The 19,364-nt window shown below is 69.9% G+C and carries 19 protein-coding genes; 6 read left to right on the forward strand and 13 right to left on the reverse strand.

Annotated elements, in window-relative coordinates:
• Positions 1-34 precede the first annotated feature (34 nt).
• From fdhA to Q0C41_RS03860, 6 genes are all read right to left on the reverse strand, one after another.
• On the reverse strand, positions 35-1,225 hold the full coding sequence (fdhA, locus tag Q0C41_RS03835; protein WP_291981131.1) for a formaldehyde dehydrogenase, glutathione-independent: 1,191 nt from the start codon (positions 1,223-1,225) through the stop codon (positions 35-37).
• A gap of 142 nt (positions 1,226-1,367) precedes the next feature.
• Positions 1,368-1,679 carry a VOC family protein gene (locus Q0C41_RS03840; protein WP_291981132.1) on the reverse strand — a complete coding sequence of 104 codons (312 nt, stop codon included), beginning with the start codon at positions 1,677-1,679 and terminating at the stop codon, positions 1,368-1,370.
• The gene (locus tag Q0C41_RS03845) at positions 1,676-2,236 is read right to left on the reverse strand and encodes a DUF6036 family nucleotidyltransferase (RefSeq protein ID WP_291981133.1); all 561 of its coding nucleotides are present in this window, start codon (positions 2,234-2,236) and stop codon (positions 1,676-1,678) included. Before Q0C41_RS03845 ends, Q0C41_RS03840 begins: the two co-directional genes overlap by 4 nt.
• On the reverse strand, positions 2,214-2,873 hold the full coding sequence (locus Q0C41_RS03850; RefSeq protein WP_291981134.1) for a helix-turn-helix transcriptional regulator: 660 nt from the start codon (positions 2,871-2,873) through the stop codon (positions 2,214-2,216). The genes Q0C41_RS03845 and Q0C41_RS03850 overlap by 23 nt, the downstream gene beginning before the upstream one ends.
• A 134-nt stretch (positions 2,874-3,007) precedes the next feature.
• Entirely contained in the window at positions 3,008-4,291 is a 1,284-nt protein-coding gene (locus Q0C41_RS03855) for a hypothetical protein (RefSeq protein ID WP_291981135.1), read from the reverse strand.
• Positions 4,288-5,580 carry a glycosyltransferase gene (locus tag Q0C41_RS03860; protein ID WP_291981136.1) on the reverse strand — a complete coding sequence of 431 codons (1,293 nt, stop codon included), beginning with the start codon at positions 5,578-5,580 and terminating at the stop codon, positions 4,288-4,290. Before Q0C41_RS03860 ends, Q0C41_RS03855 begins: the two co-directional genes overlap by 4 nt.
• A gap of 109 nt (positions 5,581-5,689) precedes the next feature.
• On the opposite strand from Q0C41_RS03860, the gene Q0C41_RS03865 reads away from it, so the two are divergent.
• From Q0C41_RS03865 to Q0C41_RS03875, 3 genes are read left to right on the forward strand one after another with little or no spacing between them, the layout of a single operon-like run.
• Positions 5,690-6,541 carry a DUF547 domain-containing protein gene (locus Q0C41_RS03865; protein WP_291981137.1) on the forward strand — a complete coding sequence of 284 codons (852 nt, stop codon included), beginning with the start codon at positions 5,690-5,692 and terminating at the stop codon, positions 6,539-6,541.
• Positions 6,542-6,590: 49 nt separating this feature from the next.
• Complete coding sequence (locus Q0C41_RS03870; protein WP_291981138.1) at positions 6,591-8,132, forward strand: DUF3179 domain-containing protein; 1,542 nt, start codon at positions 6,591-6,593, stop codon at positions 8,130-8,132.
• Positions 8,122-8,727 carry a CDP-alcohol phosphatidyltransferase family protein gene (locus tag Q0C41_RS03875; protein ID WP_291981139.1) on the forward strand — a complete coding sequence of 202 codons (606 nt, stop codon included), beginning with the start codon at positions 8,122-8,124 and terminating at the stop codon, positions 8,725-8,727. The genes Q0C41_RS03870 and Q0C41_RS03875 overlap by 11 nt, the downstream gene beginning before the upstream one ends.
• Positions 8,728-8,757: 30 nt before the next feature.
• On the opposite strand, the gene Q0C41_RS03880 is transcribed toward Q0C41_RS03875, so the two are convergent.
• Complete coding sequence (locus Q0C41_RS03880; RefSeq protein ID WP_291981140.1) at positions 8,758-10,137, reverse strand: hypothetical protein; 1,380 nt, start codon at positions 10,135-10,137, stop codon at positions 8,758-8,760.
• Positions 10,138-10,165: 28 nt separating this feature from the next.
• Between Q0C41_RS03880 and Q0C41_RS03885 the strand changes: the two genes are divergently transcribed.
• Positions 10,166-10,342 (forward strand): hypothetical protein, encoded by a 177-nt coding sequence (locus tag Q0C41_RS03885; RefSeq protein ID WP_291981141.1) that lies wholly within the window; start codon positions 10,166-10,168, stop codon positions 10,340-10,342.
• 27 nt (positions 10,343-10,369) lie between these two features.
• On the opposite strand, the gene Q0C41_RS03890 is transcribed toward Q0C41_RS03885, so the two are convergent.
• Positions 10,370-11,239 carry a VOC family protein gene (locus Q0C41_RS03890; RefSeq protein WP_291981142.1) on the reverse strand — a complete coding sequence of 290 codons (870 nt, stop codon included), beginning with the start codon at positions 11,237-11,239 and terminating at the stop codon, positions 10,370-10,372.
• Positions 11,239-12,549: a glucoamylase family protein gene (locus Q0C41_RS03895; RefSeq protein WP_291981143.1), complete on the reverse strand. Its 1,311-nt coding sequence runs from the start codon at positions 12,547-12,549 to the stop codon at positions 11,239-11,241. Before Q0C41_RS03895 ends, Q0C41_RS03890 begins: the two co-directional genes overlap by 1 nt.
• A gap of 58 nt (positions 12,550-12,607) precedes the next feature.
• On the opposite strand from Q0C41_RS03895, the gene Q0C41_RS03900 reads away from it, so the two are divergent.
• The gene (locus Q0C41_RS03900; protein ID WP_291981144.1) at positions 12,608-13,597 is read left to right on the forward strand and encodes a hypothetical protein; all 990 of its coding nucleotides are present in this window, start codon (positions 12,608-12,610) and stop codon (positions 13,595-13,597) included.
• Positions 13,598-13,715: 118 nt separating this feature from the next.
• Here the strand turns inward: Q0C41_RS03900 and Q0C41_RS03905 are convergent, their stop codons facing one another.
• The gene (locus Q0C41_RS03905) at positions 13,716-14,162 is read right to left on the reverse strand and encodes a hypothetical protein (protein WP_291981145.1); all 447 of its coding nucleotides are present in this window, start codon (positions 14,160-14,162) and stop codon (positions 13,716-13,718) included.
• 58 nt (positions 14,163-14,220) lie between these two features.
• Here Q0C41_RS03905 and Q0C41_RS03910 point away from each other — a divergent pair, with 58 nt between their 5' ends.
• Positions 14,221-15,258, forward strand: coding sequence for an alpha/beta hydrolase-fold protein (locus Q0C41_RS03910; protein ID WP_291981146.1), 1,038 nt, complete (start codon positions 14,221-14,223; stop codon positions 15,256-15,258).
• Positions 15,259-15,262: 4 nt separating this feature from the next.
• On the opposite strand, the gene Q0C41_RS03915 is transcribed toward Q0C41_RS03910, so the two are convergent.
• From Q0C41_RS03915 to Q0C41_RS03925, 3 genes are read right to left on the reverse strand one after another with little or no spacing between them, the layout of a single operon-like run.
• Entirely contained in the window at positions 15,263-15,850 is a 588-nt protein-coding gene (locus Q0C41_RS03915) for a YdcF family protein (RefSeq protein ID WP_291981147.1), read from the reverse strand.
• Positions 15,851-15,890: 40 nt separating this feature from the next.
• Positions 15,891-17,606, reverse strand: coding sequence for a carboxypeptidase-like regulatory domain-containing protein (locus Q0C41_RS03920; protein WP_291981148.1), 1,716 nt, complete (start codon positions 17,604-17,606; stop codon positions 15,891-15,893).
• Entirely contained in the window at positions 17,603-19,342 is a 1,740-nt protein-coding gene (locus Q0C41_RS03925; protein ID WP_291981149.1) for a carboxypeptidase-like regulatory domain-containing protein, read from the reverse strand. The genes Q0C41_RS03920 and Q0C41_RS03925 overlap by 4 nt, the downstream gene beginning before the upstream one ends.
• Between the last annotated feature and the right edge of the window lie 22 nt (positions 19,343-19,364).

The raw sequence follows: 19,364 nt of genomic DNA on the forward strand, positions 1-19,364 counted from the left end.
CACAGGTTCACGGTGCGCGCGCTGCGCGGTCCGTTCATGCGGCAATCATGCCGTGGGGGTCGAGCACGTACTTCTTGGCCGCGCCCTTGTCGAAGTCCCTGTACCCCTGCACGGCCTGATCCAACGACACGACCGTGACGTTGACCGCCTTGGCCACGTGGATCCGGTCATGCAGGATGGCCATCATGAGTTGGCGGTTGTACTTCAGCACCGGGCACTGACCGGTGGCGAAGTGATGCGACTTTGCCCAGCCCAGGCCGATGCGGATGCTCAGATTGCCGGTCTGCGCATGCTTGTCGACGCCTCCAGGATCGTCGGTCACGTAGAGACCGGGGATGCCGAGCGCGCCGCCCGCGCGGGTAATCGTCATGAGGGAGTTCAGCACGGTGGCTGGCGCCTCGGTCCCGGCATCGTGGCCGTGACCGCGTGCCTCGAAGCCGACGCAGTCGACTCCACAATCGACCTCGGGCACCTTGAGAATCTGCGCAATCTGATCGCCGACCGAGGCGTCCCTGGACACGTCGACGGTTTCGCAGCCGAAACTCCTGGCCTGGGCCAGACGCTCCGGAATCAGATCGCCGACGATGACGACCGCGGCACCGAGCAACTGGCAGGCGGCGGCGCACGCCAGGCCGACCGGGCCGGCACCGGCCACGTAGACGGTGGCACCAGGGCCGACGCCGGCGGTCACGGCCCCGTGATACCCGGTGGGGAGAATGTCAGACAGGCACGTGAGGTCCTTGATCTTCTCCATCGCCTGCGCGTTGTCCGGGAACTTGAGCAGGTTGAAGTCGGCGTACGGGACCATGACGTAGTCGGCCTGCCCACCCACCCATCCCCCCATGTCGACGTAGCCATAGGCCGCGCCCGGACGTGCGGGGTTGACGTTCAGGCAAATGCCGGTCGCGCGCTCCCGGCAATTCCGACAGCGGCCGCAGGCGATGTTGAACGGGACCGAACAGATGTCGCCGACCTTGATGAACTCGACGTCGCGGCCCACTTCGATCACTTCGCCGGTGATCTCATGCCCCAGGACGAGTCCCTTTGGGGCGGTCGTCCGCCCGCGCACCATGTGCTGATCGCTGCCGCAGATGTTGGTGGACACGACCTTGAGGATGACGCCGTGTTCGCACTTGCGACGGCCGAGTTCGAGCTTCGGATAATCGATGCTCTGCACTTCCACGATGCCCGGGCCCATGTACGCGACTCCGCGGTTGCTGGCCATGCGCGAACCCTCCTTGAAGTGTTACCTGAATCGAGACGCAGGGGACCCTATCCCGCAAGCGGGGTCGACACGCCCGGCTTGAACCCGTCCGGATCCCTGAACTGGAACATCCGCACGCCCCACGGCCGGTCCGCCGGCTCGCTCAGCAACGCCCCGCCGCTGCCATGATCCGCGCGGCCACCGCGTCGACGTCCGCAGGGCCCGCCACGTTGATCTGGAGGTGGAAGCCCTGCCCCTTGACGCGGTCCCACCCGAGCTTGCCATCGTCCTGATTGAGGACGATGCGGCAGTCTCCCGCAGCGACCACCGCGGCCACCACGTTGCCGTCGTGCTCGTACGTCTCAGCCACCGCTAGGCCGATCGCGTCGCGGTAGAAGCCAATGGCCGCCTCGAGGTTCTTGCAGGTGACCGAGCAACTGAGGGTGGTCGCATCAATCGCGGCCGCATCCGTCATGGTTCCCTCCGGCAATGGGTTGACGCCACTATGGTGTAGTCGAGACCCCAGAGTGTACCCTGCTGTCTGCAACGGGCACAGCTCGGTCCCGCACACCGTTCTCGGAGTGCCGAGAGGTCGAACGCCGTGGCCGCCGCCAGGCACATCACGTCCGCGCGATCGATCTCGGTATTGCGAGACAGTTTCGAGAGCGCGAGGTCGATGGGGTCGGGAATCAGCAGGCGCAGCCGCACGAATGCACCGGCGTAGAGCACCTGCAAACGCTCCTCGTCCTGGTACGGCATCGACGCCACGGCGGCGTACTGCAGGTACAACCCGTGCCGGTGATGAAGGGCTGTGCCTGGGCCGGCGAGCACGACAAGCCATGCCGCAGCACTGTGGGGAACGGCATTGCAGATGTCGATGTCCCCGGTCGGCCGCTCGAGACCGTAGTACGCATTCACGGCAAAACCACCGATGCAGTGCAGGGCGACGGCCTCTTGCGCGGCAGCATCAATCGCCCGCAGGAACTCGCCGAAGGGCGGTGCCGGGCGTTCAGGCGGCTGCGGTCGCGACATCGTCCACCGTCAATTCACTGAGCACCCGCCAATGCCTGGCGAGGGCGGAACGATGCGCGCGGACGTGGCGGGCCTCTGCCTCGGCGAGCCGACGACCAAGAGACCGTTCCCTCACAAGGCGCACCTCCTCCAATTCGCGCTCGACCTCCCGCAACCGTTCGACGACGGCGGCGCGTCCGTCACGCATGGCAAGTCGCCGCGCGAGGCTGGCGAGGAACCCCAGCGCGTTCTGCAGTGTCAGCGCTTTGACCTGCGGCAGCAGGCGTGGCCAATCCAGATCGGCGTGATGTGCGAGCACCCACGGCAGCGCCCGCAGCACCCTGGGCGATACGTCGTCGGCTCGCAGGGCCTCAAGCACCACGACGACCGGGTCGACGCGACGTCCGTTGGCCAGATACCTGAATCCTGGATATCCGAGATTCCCGAGTGCCACGCCAAGGTCGGTGGATGTCCGTTGGTGACGCTCCCCTGCCAGAACGACAGGCGGCGCGAGCGCGGCGACCAGACGATCGGGCACGGGCCGCCGGCCCTGCTCCACGAGCGACACATAGGGCTGCGACAGACCCCAACGGCGAGCCGCCTCGGCTTGTGTCAGCCCGAGGTCCATCCGAAGCGCGCGCAGTCGCCGCCCAGTCACTCCGCAATATTACAATTGTAATTCTTCAAATGAGAAGGGACGACGCCCTGCCGGGATAACGCAGCCACTCGCGGCAAGGGTTTGTCCAGCCTCGCCTGCGGTTATCCTGCCGGGCTGCGACCGTCGTCATGCCGTCAGCGCAGCAACCGGCGCTGCGTAGCGCACCGACGATGATTCTCTTCGACGTGGTGGTCCGCGACGGCAAGGGAGTGCCGGTCCGCGACATGGCCGCGACGGAGTTCGACGGTCTGCGCGCGCAGCGCCGGCGCAAGCAGGGCCGCGGCGTAGTGATAGGCGTCCAGCGGATCCCCCGGCGCCGCCACCGCGCGCTCGAACACGGCTCGCGCCCGGGCCGACTCGCCGGTGGCGTCGGCGAACCGCGCGAGCAGACCGGGCAGGGCGGGCCCGCTGTCCGCGGTGAGGCCCCACGCGTCGACCCGGCGCTTCGCCACCGAGACCGACGCCGTGGCCAGCACGCCGTCAATCACACGGGCCTTCCACTCCACGTCCGAGAGTGGGTACGCTTCCAGGGGCGACGGCTCTGCCCCCGCGCGGACGGTCAGCCGCGCCAGTCCCGCGGGCCACGTCGCCATGACGCCTTCATGAAACGGATCGATGTCGCCGTGCAGGCACGCACGGAGTCTCGCCGCGGGATCGTCCCGAGGCCCCGACGCGCCCAGGCAGGCGCCGAGGTCGCCCGCCCGCACGATCCGGTGGACGTAGACCAGCGACTGACTGACGAAGGCAACGCGACGCTGGCGGTTCTGCCACACCTCCGACGCGTGCTGCGCCGAGAAGACTTCGCGCGCCGGCACTGGCGGGTGCTGATAGCCGCGTACGTCAGCCGCGTGGAACGTCGCGAACTGGACACGGCCCGTCGGCTCGCGAACCCCGGCCAGGGCCAGGCGCGCGACGCCCACCTCCAGCCAGAGTGGCAGCGGGTGCACCGCTCGTCGCAACACGATGCGGGCGTATCGCTCCGCCGCACCTCCCTCGTCGTCTCCGACCCGCCCACATCGACCGGCGACGTAGACCCGCCAGGGTCGCTCGACGACCTCCGAGGCCTGGGCGGCCTCGCAGTCGAGGAGGATCGTGATCGGCACGGTGACGCGGGCCGTCGACGGCACGAGTGCCGCGAGTGCATCGCGGACGCCGACCACCTGGCTGGCGACATGACGGAGCGCGACGCTGTCGGCGTTCCCGATCGCCTCGACATCGCCGCTGACGATGCGGGTCCATCGCTGCGGGGCGTCCTGTGCGACGACCGGCGCGGCCATCGCGAGCCACCACACGACGAAGGCCGCGGCCCGCCACCACTCAGGTCCGGAGCGCAGGGTTCGCCCGAGCCTCAGCCTCAGCCTCAGCCAGTGGACCTGGTTGCAGGCGCTCGCCAGGCGAGTTCGGGCGTGCGTGCTCATCGCGGACCTGCGAGGAGCGCCTCGAGCGCGTCGCATGCGTTGGTCACGCCGTCTTCGGCCCGCACCTGCGCACCAACCGCCTCCGCCCTGGCCGCATACCCGGGAACGTCCAGGAGTTGCCGCAGCGCACGGGCAGCCGTGCGTGCCGAGTACCGCGACGGCCGGATCGTGAGCGAGCCTCCCAGGCGCTCGGCCCGGAACGCATTGTCCGGCTGGTCGTGCGCGAATGGCACGACGATCGTCGGTCGTCCGCTGCGCAGGGCCTGATGCAGCGTGCCGGCCCCTCCCTGGTGCACGACGGCCGACGCGCGGGGAAACAGCGCCGCGTGCGGCGCGAACGCCACGCGCAGGATGTCGTCACCCGAGCGTCCGACGGGCCCGTTCGCCCCTTGCGCGCCGACGAGCAGGACGGCGCGCAGGCCGAGTTGCCGCACGGCCTCCGCACTGGCCTCGTAGAACGTCCCCGCCGCCCCAACGGCAGACGAGCCCAGGGTGAACACGACCGGGGGTGGCCCGGCGGCCAGGAACGCCTCGAGCGACGGCGCCAGACTGCGCTCCGCTTCCACTCCGTTGTAGGGAATGGCGCCGGTGATGCGGACGACGGCGGGCGCGTCTGGCGGGGCAGCAGCAAGATGCCGCGAGAACAGACCGAGCACGAGATGCGGCGAGTGCTGCCCCTCGTACACGGGATGTCCACCGCGGGGCAATCCGAGCTCACGGCGCAACGCCTGCACCGGCTCGCCCCAGCGTGAGGTGACGCCGCGGGCCAGGCTCACCAGCGCTCTCGCCACGCCAGGGATGTGCTCGAGGCGCTTGGCCCAGGGGATCGGCGGAAAGACCGGAAGGTCCAACGGCGAGAAGAACGACATCGGCGCGAGGACCGTCGACGCCCACCGCATGCGCAGGTGCTCCCCCACGAGGGGCGCCGCGAACGAGACGGGGTGCGACACGAGCAGATCGGCGCCGCGCGCGATCGCCTCGAGATCGGCAAACGTGTCCCGCAGCGATCCCAGGATCAGGTCGCGCACGATGAACGCCGTTCCGGAGCGGGCGTCCATGATGCGCGCCACGACACGCGAATCGGTCGGATCGATGTCGGGTCGCACGGGATGGAATCCGAGGCCCTCGCGTTCGACCACGTCCCGATACCAGGCCGGCATCGCCAGCACGACCTCATGCCCGCGCGAGCGGAGTTCGCGCCCGATCCCGATGTACGGGTAGACGTCGCCGAGTGAGCCGAAACTCGTGAAGACGATCCGTCTGCCCGTTCCTGCGTGTGCGTCGATCACGTCCTCCTCCTGTGCCGCGTCGACTGCCGGGCCGCCGTGACGCGGGGCTTGGAGGTCGCGCGACGTCGATCGAATTTGCTGCGTCCAACTGCCACCGGGCCCCTTCGCCATGCACCAATCACCCCTGACCCGCCGCGCCTGGCTGCAGACCACCCTGACCGCGTGCGTGGCCGCGACGGCCGGCCTCCGGGGCGCGGCCCCCTTCGATGCCGAGTTCAGCGGCTATGCCGACGTGCTGCGCCGGTACGTGCGGGCGGCGCGGGTGGACTACCGCGGGCTGCTGGCCGGGCGGGCGGCACTCGACGACGTGGTGCGGAGCGTCGCCGCAGTCTCCGGAGCCGAGCTCGAAGCGTGGCCGCGGCCCCGGCAGCTGGCCTTCTGGATCAATGCCTACAACGTCTTCACGCTGCGCGCCATCGTCGATCACTACCCGATTCGCGGCAGCTGGCTGAGCCTCGGCCCGCGCAACAGCATCCGCCAGATCGACGGCGTGTGGACGCGGTTGTCGTGGCAGGCCGCGGGCCGCACCGTGACGCTGGACGACATCGAGCACCGGATCATCCGCCCCACGTTCCGCGAACCCTTGATCCACTTCGCCGTCAACTGCGCCTCGGTGAGCTGCCCGCCGCTGTCCGACGTCCCCTATCGCGAGCGCCCCATCGTCGACCAGCTCGAGGCGGCTGCCCGTCGCTATCTCGCGTCCCCCCTGGGAGTTGTTGTCGACGGCGACGTCATCGGCGTCTCGAGCATCTTCAAGTGGTACGGGGACGACTTCGTCGAGCGCTTCCAGCCCAGCGGCATCGGCAACGGCCGCCCAACCGAACGCGCGATTCTCGGGGTGCTCGCCCGCTACGGTCCGCCGGCGGTGCAACCGTTGGTGCGGAGTGGCCGAGCCCGACTGTCGTACCTGCCGTATGACTGGTCGCTCAACGATACGGCTGGCACCGGGAGTGGACGGTGACGGCGCAGCACGGACCGCCACTCGACCGTCTCGCCAGGTGGAGACACGCATGCACCAGTCAGGCCTGATCACTCGAGCCGTGCTGCCCGTGACGATGGCGATCGGGCTGTGGGCGCTGCACACCGTGCGCGCACAGAGCGGTGCGCCGACGTGGCAGGTCTTCCTTGCGGCGGCGAGCGAGGACCGTGCCGAATCGGAGGCGGCACTCGGGGCGCTGGCGGCGCAGTGGAGAGACGGCTATGCCGCGTTGCTCATCGATGCGGCCCGGTTCCTGCCGTCGCCGCGCGTGCGTGCGCTGGCATCCGATGACGGACAGGACGTGCTGTCTCCTGCCGACGCCCTCGGCTCCGAAGGGGTCGCCGGCGGCCGGCGCCCGTCGGCCACGCCAGGGCCCCTCACCGCTGCGGCGGTCACGCGAGCGCGCCTGACGACCTTCCTCGAGAAACGGACGGGGCAGCGCTTCGGTGACGACCTGCGCGCCTGGCGCCGCTGGCTGTGGTCCAGGCCCACCGACGTGCCGGCCGACTACGCCACCTACAAGGCGGCCCTCTACGGGCGCATCGACCCGCGCTTCCGTCTGTTCTTTCCTGACGGCGTCCGTGCCTCCATCCGCCTGGACGAGATCGACTGGGGCGGCGTGGGGGTCAACGGCATCCCCCCCCTGCGCGGCCCCGCCCACGTGCGCGCGAGCGACGCGACCTGGCTCAAGGATCAGCACGTGGTGTTCGGCATCGAGGTCAACGGTGAGGCGCGCGCCTATCCCAAGCGCATCCTCGCCTGGCATGAACTGGCCCTGGACCGCCTCGGCGGCGTGGATCTCACGATCGTCTACTGCACCCTCTGTGGCACGGTCATCCCCTTCGACAGTCGCATCGGGGCACAGTCGTACGTGTTCGGCACGAGCGGGCTGCTCTATCGATCCAACAAGCTGATGTTCGACGAAGGCACCGGGAGTCTCTGGTCCGCGCTCGACGGGACTCCCGTGGTTGGGCCGCTCGTCGGCACGGGCCTGCGCCTGTCGGCGCGCGGCGTGGTCACCACGACGTGGACCGAGTGGAAGCGGGAGTACCCCGACACCACCGTGCTGTCGCTCGACACCGGGCACCGCCGCGACTACGCGGAAGGGGTCGCCTATCGCGAGTACTTCGCCCATGACCGTCTGATGTTCGAAGTGCCCTCGCGCGATGGACGTCTGCCGAACAAGGCCGAGGTCGTGGTCCTGCGGGGTGAGGTCCTCGGGGGCGGCGCCGCTCCGGTCGCGATCGCGGTGAAGCGCTTGCGCCGCGAACGCGTGCTGTCGTTCGAGGCCGCCGGTCGTGCGTTCGTGGCGGTGACGTCACGAAGCGGCGGGACCAGGGTCTACGAACGGGGTGACCTCCGCTTCGTCGGCGCCACCAACGAGGCTGCCCTGCGCGACAGCGACGGGGGGCGATGGCTGGTGACGCCCGGGGCACTCGTCGGTGAGGGAGGCCGACGCCTGCCGGTCGTTCCGACGCATCAGGCCTTCTGGTTCGGCTGGCACGCTCAGCATCCGGAGACGATGCTCCTGACTCCTGAAGCGACCGCGGAGACGCGACCCGATGTTCGATGACGTCGTGCGGCCGCGCTTCGCGCGCATGGCCGCGCCGGTCAGCCGGGTCCTCGCGCGCGCGGGCGTCACGCCGTCGCAGGTCACATGGGCCGGCTTCGTGTTGGCACTGGGTGCCGCTGGCGTGATCGCCAGCGGCCATCCCCTGCCAGGCCTGGCGCTCTGGCTCGCCAGTCGTACGGCCGACGGCCTCGACGGGGCCCTCGCACGCGCCACCGATCAGCAGACGGCGTTCGGCGCGTACCTCGACATCACCCTCGACATGGCCGCCTACTGCGCGATGGTGGTCGCGTTCGCCCTGCTCCACCCGGCGCACGCCACCCTGTGGTTCGCCGTGCTGGCCGGCTACGTCCTGAACATCACGACGACACTCGCGCTGGCTGCCGCGGCCGCAGAGAGCGACAAGGTCCTGGCGGCGGGGAATCGCACCTTCCAGTTCACGCGGGGCCTCGCGGAGGCCGGCGAAGCGTCGGTCGTCTACGTGCTCTGGGCTCTGCTGCCCGGCGCGGTGGTCGTCGTGGGCTGGACGTGGTGCGCCCTGCTCGCCGCCACGGTCGTGCAGCGGACGTGGCTCGCCTGGCACAGGCTGCCGGGGTGAGTGGCTGCGCGCTGCGATCGGCCAGGGGCATCATGCGGTCGCACGTGACGTCCCGAGCGAGACGACGATCCCGGTCGCGAAGATGAGGGGAATGCCATACATCGCCCACGGCCACGTGTAACCGCCCGCTTCACCGACGACCAGGAACGTGCCCGTCCCCCAGACCACGCCCACGATCACGCTGGCCCACGCGCCTGCCGTGGTGGCTCCGGGCCAGTGGAAGCCCGCCAGGAGCGCGAAGGACAGCGCGACCACCGGGACGTTGGCCAGGATGAGACGGTCGAGGATGTCGTCCACCAGGAGCACGGCGCCAGCCCAGTGCAGCAGCGCGAATCCCGCGATGATCCGCCGCTGCCTCGAGACGTGATGGGCGCCCTGCCAGCCGAAGTCCGCGGCCACCATCGCCCCCATGGCTGTCCAGACACCGGCCAGGGTCGTCAGCGCCGCCGCGAAGAGGACGGCGAAGGCAGCCCCCCGCAGCCCTGCAGGCAGCCACGCGTGGAGCATGCCGGGCACGGCCGCCTGAGGGTCGGCCAGGTCAGGGGTGACGACGCGGAAGTAGGCGGCCGCGAGCGACAGGCCGCCGTAGAGGAGGAACACCAGGACCGCCGCCCACGCGACGGCCCGGAAGGCGGTCCGTTCGTCGCGCGCCGCGAAGATCTTCTGCCCGTACCAGGGCGCGGCGATGTAGGTCACGCACGTCAACGCCATCAGCGTCGTCACGAAGCGGAACGGGAGGGCGGGGTGACGCCACTGGGCCACGGGGGCGACCACGCGCTGTGACGCGTCGAAGGCGGCGGCAAGCCCGCCGAGCGGTGCGCTGTGCCAGGCCCCCAGTCCGACGAGCAGCGGCACGAGGAGGACCGTCAGGACGAACGCCACCACGTCGCTGCGCACCACCGTCACCAGCCCGCCAGGCATCACCACGGCCAGGACCACCAGCGTGAGCAGGGCCGCGAGGAGCGGCTCCGGGACCTGCGGGGCGAACGGACCGGCCAGCAGCGTCAGCGACTTCACGTAGGTGGCGCCGAACCCGACCATGGCCGTGAGCAGCAGCACCGACGCGAGTCTGCCGAGCGCCGGCGAGTAGCGTCGCGCGAAGAGTTCCGCCACCGAGAGGCGGTCGAACCGCTTCCAGGCGCGGGCGACCGTCAGCGTGTAGAAGAGCAGCCCGACGAGGAAGACGAGGGGCAACGCCAGGGCCATCGGGCCGGCCCGGTAGCCCACGGCCGTGAAGGCCAGGAGCGTGCTGGTGTTGAACTCGGTCATGACCAGCGTCGCGACCAGGGGGAACAGCGACAGGCGCCGGTCGGCGACGAGGAACGCGTCATCTCCTGTCGCGCGCACGACCGCGCTGCCGACGAGCAGGGCGAGGACGACGAGGCCACCGAGGATGTCGAGCGCGTCCATGCGTGTAAGATTGAGACAGGATGGAACGATGACCGCAGTCAAATTGCAGCGTGAGCGAACCCTGGCCCAGCGTCGACGGGAAAAGCAGGAGCGACGGTCCGGCCCGAAGGAAACGGTACCCGCCAAGTCGGGCGGCGAGGATGCGGACATCGCCGGGATCCGGCTGGGGCCGCAACCCCTGCAGGACTGGCAACGCGACGAATAGCCCCCACGGCGCACGCCCGTGCGCCGATCATCGAATGGCGTCGAGGCCCTCGGTCAGTTCGATCGACGTGCCCCACGGGTCGGTGATGAACGCGATCGCGATGCCGAGGTCGGGCACCTGCCGCACCTGCTCGGGCGTCAGCCCCATCGCCTCGACCTTCCTGAGAAACGCCGGAAGGTCATCGATCTCGAAGCCCACATGGTCGACGACTCGTCCCTTCGTCCCACTCACGGGCATCGAGGCGGCGGAGAAATTCAGCGACACCCCGGGCAGGCTCGCCGTCAGGAAACGGGCGCCGGGCGCTGCAGCACCGGCGCGGGCGCCAAACACCTTCACGTACCAGGCCCGCATCTCGTCCCGGTCTGGCCCGAAGAAGTGCACGTGCTGCAGCGCGACCGAAGCCGCCTGATCGGCAATCTCGACCAGTTCCACCTTGAGATCGTCCGGGCCGAGCACGAAGGCGATGGGCCGTCCACCGGACGGGCTCATGGTGATGTCGTCGCGCACCGTCCAGTCGGCCGGCACGGACTCGCGCGTAATCATCCGGTAACCGCCCGCCCTCAGCCGGCCGATCACCGGGCGGAGGTCGGGCACCGAGAGGCCGAGGTGATCGGCGGTGGTGCCGACCGAGCCGCCTGACGGCGCCTGTTCCCGGACGAACACGAGCACGTTCGGGAACCGGACGATCGCGCGCCCGCCGACGGTGATCGGCACCCCGCCGAGCCCATCGACGAAAAATCTCGTGTGCGCCGGCACGCTCGTCGCGTTGACGTGGTGATGGCCGTAGACGACGGGCCCGTCCGTCGCGGCCGTCAGTTGCGCGGATGCGGCGTCGACGCGCAGCAGCAGCAGGCCGAGGCACGCGAGGGGCAGTCCTGCCCGCAGGGAGCCTCGCATCAGGCGCTCCTGAACCCGGCGCGCTCGAGCGCGCGTTGCACGTTGGCGTTGCGCATGAAGGTCTCCCAGACGAACCCGGTTCGCAGGTTCTCGGCCATGACGAGCGTGATGCCGGTGTCGATGGCGACCACATCGGGGTCGTACCAGTCGGTCATCGGGTTGAAGGCGTTCACGAACCCATAGCGGCTCCAGGCCCGTGGGTACCTCGTCCGCATGGTCTGCAGGACCCGGCGGGTCTCCTTCGGCAGGAACGGCAGCGACCCGGCCGCGGCGCTCGGCACCACCGTCCCATCGAGCGGGCCGACCTCAGGCGGACCGCCCCACGCGACGTAGCCGTGCTCGGAGTCGGAGGCGGTGATCCCCCAGAGGTCGTCGCTGAAGTGCGGGAACCGCTCGGCCAGTTCCAGGCAGAACCGGCGATGAACTTCGGTGGCCGTGACCGAGTTGTGGAAGTAGTCACCGTAGCGATCGCGGCGATTGCGGAAATCGAACCAGGCCTGCGAGTACTGGTGCACGAACAGGGGCGCGAACGATCCGATGTAGCGCAAGCCGTCGTACTCGAAGATCGTCCGCTTCCACGCGTGCCAGGTCTCGACCGGCAGCGGGTACGTCGACGAGCCCAGGCCGAGCAGGTACATCATCATCAGCTCGCTGTAGACGTCCCACCGGTATTGGAGGAAGCCGACCTCCGGTCGCCAGCCGTGCGGCAGCAGCGTCGTGTCGGCCGAGAGCCAGGTCCAGTCCACGCGGTCGAAGATGCGCGCCGCCAGCTCCGCGGCGGCGGAGTCACGAAAGTACTCGCCGCACGTGAGGACGCCGCACAGCAGGATCGCCGTGTCGATGGACGAGATCTCGGAATCCCAGATGCGGGCGCCGGTGTGCAAGTCGGCCCAGTGGTAGAAGAAGCCCCGGTGGGTGGGCATGCTGGCGTCGAGGAACTGCAGCGCGGCAATGGCCCGGTCGCGCGCCTCCTCCATCGACACGTAGGTGCGCTCGGCGCCGATGCAGAGGGCCGTCAAGCCGAACCCCGTCGCCGCGATGCTCGCCGCCGTGCGCGAATCACTGGCGGCACGAACGTTGAAGCGATCACGCACGAGTCCGGTGGCCGGATCGGTCTGCTCCCAGAAGAAGTCGAAGGTGGCGCGCTGCAGCTCGTCGAGCAGCGGCTCGCCGCCGGCCGCGGCAGGCCGTGCCTTCGGCACTCCCCGCTGTGCCCGCGCCGCCTGGAAACCGGACGCCGTCAGCGCCAGGCCTCCTCCGAGCGCGGCCAGCACGCGACGACGAGGGATGGTTGAGTTTCGAGGCAGCATCAGCGGTATCGTCGACCTTCTACCACATCGTCACTAAGATAGTGGCGCAGATCGCACCATGACCCACGCCACTCGTCTCGCGATCGGAGGGATCATCGCCGTCGCCGTGACGATGGCCCTGGTGGCGGTGACCACATGGCGCCAGCCGGAGAGCGTGCGGATGGTGACGGGCGCGGTCCTGACCGCCGACACCAATCCCCAGCGGCAGCGGCCAGTCGCTCAGGCGCGCGTCAGCGCCGTCGCCGGTACCTCGTCGGCGACCGGCACGACCGACGAAGCCGGGCTGTTCCAGTTGGCACTGACGCCGCCGGTGGCGCGAGAGCAATCCTTGACCCTGAAGGTCGAGCATCAGCACTTCCATCCCTTCGACGCGAGCGGTCTGGTCGCGGACCAGCTGCATCTCGTGCGCCTCAGACCGATGGTCGCCCAGGTCGAGCGAGCGAACGAGACGCCGGAGGTCGCCATCGCGAACGTCCGTGTGCGCTACACCTCCAAGGCCGAGGCCACCATCGACATCGCGAGCGCCGCGCGAACCTTCGAGTTCGCCAACACGGCCAACGTTCCGTGCGGTGGCCAGCCACCATGCTCGCCGGACGGGCAGTGGAAGGCGGCGCTCGGCAGCTTCTCGCTCGAGGCGGGCCCGAACCGACAGTTCCGCAATGTGCGCGTGTCGTGCCTGGCGGGGCCGTGCCCGTTCACGCGGGTGGCCGCCGACGAGTTCTCGCGCGGCGGCCAGGTCATCCGGGGATCGGTGCTGAACTGGTCCGACTCGGTGACCTACCTCGTCGAAGCCGAGGTCGCCCAGCACATCGTCAGCGACCAGGTCCGGCACGCGTATCCGGTCATCTTCGAGCGATTCATGAACTTCACGTTGCCGCCCGGCGCGCAGGGGCCGAGCATCGAGGCCGAGATCAAGGGAGAGAGCATCATCTTTCCGCTCGGCCCGCTGCTGCGACTGTCGTGGGCGACGTGCCGACTCGACGCCCGCGAGGACGGCACGCGCCTCTATCGCTGCGAGTTGAAACTGGGATTTGCCTTTCAGACATAGGCACGCCCGTTGCCGGCGGCCGAGCGAGCCCCGCCGGTGACTGTGGCAGACCCGCGGCCCTCGCACGTCGACGAGGATGACGTCGACGCGCGAGGGGTGGCGGGGACGCGTGTCAGGATCAGGCGGCGCTCTGCAGCCGATCGCACTCGGCCTTGTAGAGATCGATCAGCGTGGTGAGGTTGGTCTGGAAGGCGTTCTGGGCCGCGTAGACCTCGGCCAGCGGGGAGGCCATCGCCGTCTGCTTCAACTCGTCTTCGATGGTCATCTGCAGCGCCGCGAGGCGCTCGAGATGGGCCCGCGAATGGAAGTCGAGGTCCTTCAACTGGGCGAGCACGATCAGCGAGCCCTCGAGCGCGGCCGGCGACGCAGCGGGCTGCGGTGTCACCGACGTATCGTCAGCGGGCGCGTCCGCCCGCGACGCCGATTCGCTCGCGGGGTCGGCTCTCTGCGTGGCGACGGCGGTCTTCTTGCCGGGTTGGCCGGCCTGGCCCTCATCGACTGAAGCGGTGTGCTTCTTTTCCTGCGTGACCTTCTTGTCGTGGGCGACGTTGCGTGGATCGGACATACACCACTGTGACAGGTATTGCGTCCGTGTTACCTTCGGGCCGTTCCGAGACTCGACCATGACCAAGACGCTCCTGCTTCAGGTGGCCGCCCTCGTGCTGTGCCCACTCGTCGGCCCGCCCATCGTCTGTGCCCAGGGCGCTGCCCCTGCGCCGGGCGCGCCCGCGCCAGCGCCTCCCGCGCGCGACATGAACGCGTACTACACCCTCGGGCCGGACTCACTCGAACGTGATGGCGTGCCGCGTGGCGCACTGCGCGGACCGTTCGTGCTCCGCGACAGCAAGGCCTATCCCGGCACGCAGCACACCTACTGGGTGCACGTGCCCGCCCAGTACGACCCGGCGGTCGACGCCGACCTGATGATCTTCCAGGACGGCCAGGCCTTCATCGACATGAACGGCTCGGCGCGCGCCCCCAACGTGCTCGACAACCTGATCTACCGCCGCGAACTGCCGGTGATGATCACGGTGTTCATCAACCCCGGACGAACGCCGGAGCAGCCCGAACCCAACGCCTCTGAGTGGGGGGATCGGACCACCAACCGGCCGACCGAGTACAACGAGCTCGACGACCGCTACGCCCGGGTGATCGTCGACGAGTTGTTGCCCGCGATCACGAAGGACTACCGCATCACGACCGACCCGTCCCGGCGCGGCATCGGCGGCACGAGCAGTGGCGCCATCGCCGCCTTCACCGTGGCGTGGCATCGCCCGGACCAGTTCCGCAAGGTCCTCAGCATCGTCGGCAGCTACACCAACATCCGCGGCGGCGATGCCTATCCCGACCTGATCAGGAAGAGCGAGAAGAAGCCGCTCCGCATCTTCCTGAACGGCGGCCGCAACGACAACCGCGGCGTCGGCCGCGACGGCCAGTACAACGAGCGGCGCGACTGGTTCAGGCAGAACGTGCGCATGGCCGAGGCGCTGACCGAGAAGGGCTACGACCTCAACTACATCTGGGGCATCAACACGCACGGCCAGCGGATGGGCGGCGCGATGCTGCCGGAGATGCTGCGGTGGCTGTGGCGCGACCATCCGGTCTCGACCGATCCGATGAACACGATGGAGCGATCGTTCCGCGAGCCGGTGAAGCGATAGGGGGTTACCGCCAGACCTGCACGTGCAGCGCCGCCACCTCGCGGATCAGCGAACTCAGGTAGAACAACGGACTCCTGACCTCTGCCGCAGGCACCGGACTGAGCTCGACCTCGATGCCTGCACGGCGACAGAGCAGGCGGGCGCGAAACACGTGATAGCTGTCGCTCACCAGCGTCGCGCGCGACCAGCCGTGCCGGGCCATGATGGCGCGGGCATTGCTGGCATTCTCCGCCGTGGTGCGGCTCTGGTCTTCGAGGAGGATGGCCGTGGCCGGGACGCCCGCGCGCTGCAGGATCTCGCGACAGCCATCGGCCTCGCTGCGCCGCACGCGCGCCGCCGGGCCGATGCCGCCCGTGCAGATGATCGTGCCGCCATGACCGGCCTTCCACAGCGCCGCGGCGTGCGCCGCGCGGCGCGTCAGCGCCGGCCCCGGCTCCCCCTTGTCGGTGATCGCCGCCCCCAGCACGATGATCACGTCGGAGCGCGCGGCCGTCGTCCTCGTGCCGGTGTAGTGCACAATGGCCGCGAGCACGGCACAGGCCCCGAGCCACGTGGCGGGCACGGCGATGGCGATGCGGCGAAGTGACGGCACGTGAGCGCCATGATCCCACAGGCGTCGACGAGCGACGCGATCAGCGCTCGACCATCCGCAGCACGACCGTGGCGAGGCGTCCCTCGACCACATCGACGACTCGTCCGTGTGTGGCGATCACGGCCCTCCGCGCGTCGTGATCGAGCTGGTCGTAGGCGCTGAGTCCCCGAGGTGACAGGGCGAGCACGCTGTACCGACCGGGACGCAGGGCCTCCGCGGCGAAACGGCCGTCCATCGACACGCTGGCGACGCGGCCCTCGGACTGATGCCGGCGCGAGACGTGCAGACTGTCGCCCGGCAGCACGAGCACCGACGCGCCTCGCAGGTCGCTTCCCCCGGCCTCGACGCGCCCGCGCACACCTGACGGGCGCGCGCTCACGAGCAGCACGACACCGTCCATGACACCGCTGAGCGGAAAGTCGTGCCCGTCGTACACGTCCTGGCCGTCGACCAGGACGGACTTCAGCCACCAGCCGGCCGGCAGCCCCTGCACGCGCAGCTGCTGGTGGGCCAGGACGTCAGTGAGCGTGAAGGCCATGTCCTTGATCGTCGACGACGCCATCGAACCCGAGTGCAGGACGTGCTTCGACGCCACTGGCGATGTGACGACCTCGAGGCTTCGCCCTACCAGCGCGGTCTCGTCGCCGTGCTCGATCTCGAGGCGTCCGCGCACGGCGGCACCGAAGCCAACCGGCACCATAACCTCGACGAGCGGCTCGCCGCCGACGTTCAGCTCAGCCCACCCGGCCCGGCGACGGTTCGGCCCCAGCGACGTCATGACCCTCAGCTCCTCCGCGACGACGCGATAGCGCCCCGGGGAGACATCAAGGAACTCGAACACGCCGTCGGGCTGCATCCGGGCCGACGCGATCGAGAACTGCGCTGCAGGATCGATGGGCCGGAGCGACACGCTCGGCTGCGTGCTCGTCGCCGCCTCTCCCTGCATGACCACCTGACCGACCACCCGCGACAAGCGGCCCGTGCCGAGCCGGAGGTCCAGGATCGCCTCTTCCCCGGCCCGCACGTCGACGAACTCGGCGACCGACACGTCGAAGGCGCTGGTCGCAAAGGCCGACAGCAGCTCTGGCTCGCTCCCCTGCAGCCTGACGGGCCCTCGCCCCGAGGGGCCCGGCGGAACGACGCGCACGGTGTACGTCGCCGGCATCAGCCCATGCGCACGGTAGACGCCGCGATCATCGGTCACAGTGATCGCGCCAAGGGGCGTCAGCAACGCGTCGCCGGGCAGCCTGCCCAGCGGCGTCACCCTGGCACCGACGACGGGCTCGCCGTGGTCGTCGACGACGCGACCGGTCACCACACCGCCGCGCAGGAGGCGGACGTCGCCGAGATCGATGGTGCCGCCACCTCGCAGCATCACGTCCCGTTGCGCCTGACGGGCAGCCGGGTCGTCGATGAATCCCCGGCGGTACGCGTGCACGGAATACGCGCCTTCCGGCAGACGCTCGAACGTGAAGACACCGAGCCCGTCGGTGCGCGCGGAGAACCGCGCCACCCCCTCGCCTTCCGACGCCCGCCAGGTGGCCCCGATCGTCACGTCACGGAGCGGTCGTCCCGTCGAGCCGTCGACGACGCGGCCCCGCACGGTGGCTGTGCCATCGGGCCGCTGCGTGGGTGGTGGCGGTGTACGCAGCACAACGCCAGCGTGCCCCTGTGCGAAGACGCGCGCCCCGACGAGCACCGCGCCGGCCAGCACACTCGCCATCGCCCATGAGAGACGTGTCCGGCGCAGCGTCATGGCTCCCCCATCACCAGCACGACCTCCGGCGTGTCCCCTTCCGACACGGAGACGACACGGCTGCGCCGGCGGAGTTCGGCAAGGTAGTCGGGATCCCCCAGGTCGTCGCCGCGCGCGAACGCGGCCGGGACGGCCACGAGCCGATACGCGCCCGGTCGCACCATGTCGATCGACCACGATCCGTCCTCGACTGGTCGCACCATGAAGGTGTTGGCCACGACCGGCCGTCCCCACCGACGCGCGTCGTCGTCGAATCCGATGACAATGGCGTCGGCTGCCGGTCCACTCGTGGATGCCACGACGCGGCCGCGGAGGCCACTCGGTCTCGTGCTCACGACGAGCTCGACGTCGGCGATCGTGCGCGCAACGCCGAAGTCATGTCCATCGGTGACATCCAGTCGACCGACGCGTACCGCGCGCGTCCACCATCCGGTCGGGGCGTTGCCGATGCGCAGCACTGCGGACCCACGCACGCCGACAAGCTCGAAGGTCAGGTCTGGCCGCACGCGCGCCTGTCCAGTCCATGTGCCCGGAGTGCTGGTCGCTGTCGCCTGCACGCGCACGTCGCGGCCGCGTAGCGGCGAGGGATCGCCGTCGACGATGAGTCGTCCGCGCACAATGGCCCCGGGCTGCGTCCGCAGCACGAGCCCAGCGAGGTCGCCACCGACATCGACGTCCAGCGTCCCGATCTCACTGCGCGCCAGCTGCGCCGCGCGCTCGTCCGGCGTGCCGGGGCCGATGCGGGGTGACAGCGTGAGGGTGTAGGCCCCCGGCGCCACACCCGAGATGACGAACGTGCCATCGGCCTTGACCTGGGTGGTCTCGCCCGTGGCCACACCCCAGCCGCCGCGAGGCTGCAGCCCAACGAAGCCCTCCGACACCGCAGCGCCGCGACTGTCGACGACGCGGCCCTCGATGGTGGCGACGGCTTCTTCGATCAGATGGATGTGGGCCTCGGCCTCCTCGCCCGGCCCGACGCGGATCGCCTGCGCCTCGTGGAGGAACGTCGCCGATGGCGCGAACGTGGGGACGAGTGCACGATGCGGTCTGTCGGCGAATGTGCCAGGAGGGTCGGATGCGCCCTGAGGCACGGCGGCGAGCACGTAGCTGCCGGGCGCCAGCCCGAAGATACGGAACTCGCCGAGGTCATCGGTGGTGGCCTGCGCCCCAGGCACGAGACGCGACACACCGAGGACGACGCGGCGTCGTCCGGCCCGCACCGTGACGTGCTCCGCGGGGGCACCGTGGGCGTCGAGGACGCGGCCGCTGATCACGGCGCTCCGCATCAGCGCGAACTCGAAGGGACCAGCGACGGCCCCGGGCCCGACGACGAGTTGTCGAGGCGGCGTGCTCGGGGAGGCTTGCCCGAGCTGCTGCTGGACGTACCCGGAGCGCCGCACGACGATGGTGTACTCGCCGGGCACGAGCGCGCCGAGCGCGAAGCGGCCGTCGGCGTCCGTGCGCGTGGCTGCCGGCGGGAGCGTGTCCTGGCGTTCGGCGATGGCGGTGCCGTCCGGCAGGCGCTGCCGCACGGCCAGCACGAATGCGCCTCGCAACGGACGCGAGGTCTCGGCGTCGACCACCCGGCCGAACACGCGGGCGTCACCTGCCGCTGATGCCTCGGAGGCCGCGGGCCGGCTATCGCGGGGTGGCCCCACGGCTGGCAACGGCGTCTGCGACGCGACCAGCGCCGCGCTGCAGGCGCACGTCAGGACGAGCACGGCCGACCGCACCACGAGACACCTCCTCCACGAGCCT

Origin of the sequence: Luteitalea sp. (assembly GCF_022842525.1) — a bacterium.
GTDB lineage: Bacteria > Acidobacteriota > Vicinamibacteria > Vicinamibacterales > Vicinamibacteraceae > Luteitalea.

What these genes read in the sequence shown, in the direction of transcription:
- fdhA (WP_291981131.1), bottom strand. Translation starts at nt 1,225, where the DNA reads ATGGCCAGCAACCGCGGAGTCGCGTACATGGGCCCGGGCATCGTGGAA.
- Q0C41_RS03840 (WP_291981132.1), bottom strand. Translation starts at nt 1,679, where the DNA reads ATGACGGATGCGGCCGCGATTGATGCGACCACCCTCAGTTGCTCGGTC.
- Q0C41_RS03845 (WP_291981133.1), bottom strand. Translation starts at nt 2,236, where the DNA reads ATGTCGCGACCGCAGCCGCCTGAACGCCCGGCACCGCCCTTCGGCGAG.
- Q0C41_RS03855 (WP_291981135.1), bottom strand. Translation starts at nt 4,291, where the DNA reads ATGAGCACGCACGCCCGAACTCGCCTGGCGAGCGCCTGCAACCAGGTC.
- Q0C41_RS03865 (WP_291981137.1), top strand. Translation starts at nt 5,690, where the DNA reads ATGCACCAATCACCCCTGACCCGCCGCGCCTGGCTGCAGACCACCCTG.
- Q0C41_RS03870 (WP_291981138.1), top strand. Translation starts at nt 6,591, where the DNA reads ATGCACCAGTCAGGCCTGATCACTCGAGCCGTGCTGCCCGTGACGATG.
- Q0C41_RS03875 (WP_291981139.1), top strand. Translation starts at nt 8,122, where the DNA reads ATGTTCGATGACGTCGTGCGGCCGCGCTTCGCGCGCATGGCCGCGCCG.
- Q0C41_RS03880 (WP_291981140.1), bottom strand. Translation starts at nt 10,137, where the DNA reads ATGGACGCGCTCGACATCCTCGGTGGCCTCGTCGTCCTCGCCCTGCTC.
- Q0C41_RS03885 (WP_291981141.1), top strand. Translation starts at nt 10,166, where the DNA reads ATGACCGCAGTCAAATTGCAGCGTGAGCGAACCCTGGCCCAGCGTCGA.
- Q0C41_RS03890 (WP_291981142.1), bottom strand. Translation starts at nt 11,239, where the DNA reads ATGCGAGGCTCCCTGCGGGCAGGACTGCCCCTCGCGTGCCTCGGCCTG.
- Q0C41_RS03895 (WP_291981143.1), bottom strand. Translation starts at nt 12,549, where the DNA reads ATGCTGCCTCGAAACTCAACCATCCCTCGTCGTCGCGTGCTGGCCGCG.
- Q0C41_RS03900 (WP_291981144.1), top strand. Translation starts at nt 12,608, where the DNA reads ATGACCCACGCCACTCGTCTCGCGATCGGAGGGATCATCGCCGTCGCC.
- Q0C41_RS03905 (WP_291981145.1), bottom strand. Translation starts at nt 14,162, where the DNA reads ATGTCCGATCCACGCAACGTCGCCCACGACAAGAAGGTCACGCAGGAA.
- Q0C41_RS03910 (WP_291981146.1), top strand. Translation starts at nt 14,221, where the DNA reads ATGACCAAGACGCTCCTGCTTCAGGTGGCCGCCCTCGTGCTGTGCCCA.
- Q0C41_RS03920 (WP_291981148.1), bottom strand. Translation starts at nt 17,606, where the DNA reads ATGACGCTGCGCCGGACACGTCTCTCATGGGCGATGGCGAGTGTGCTG.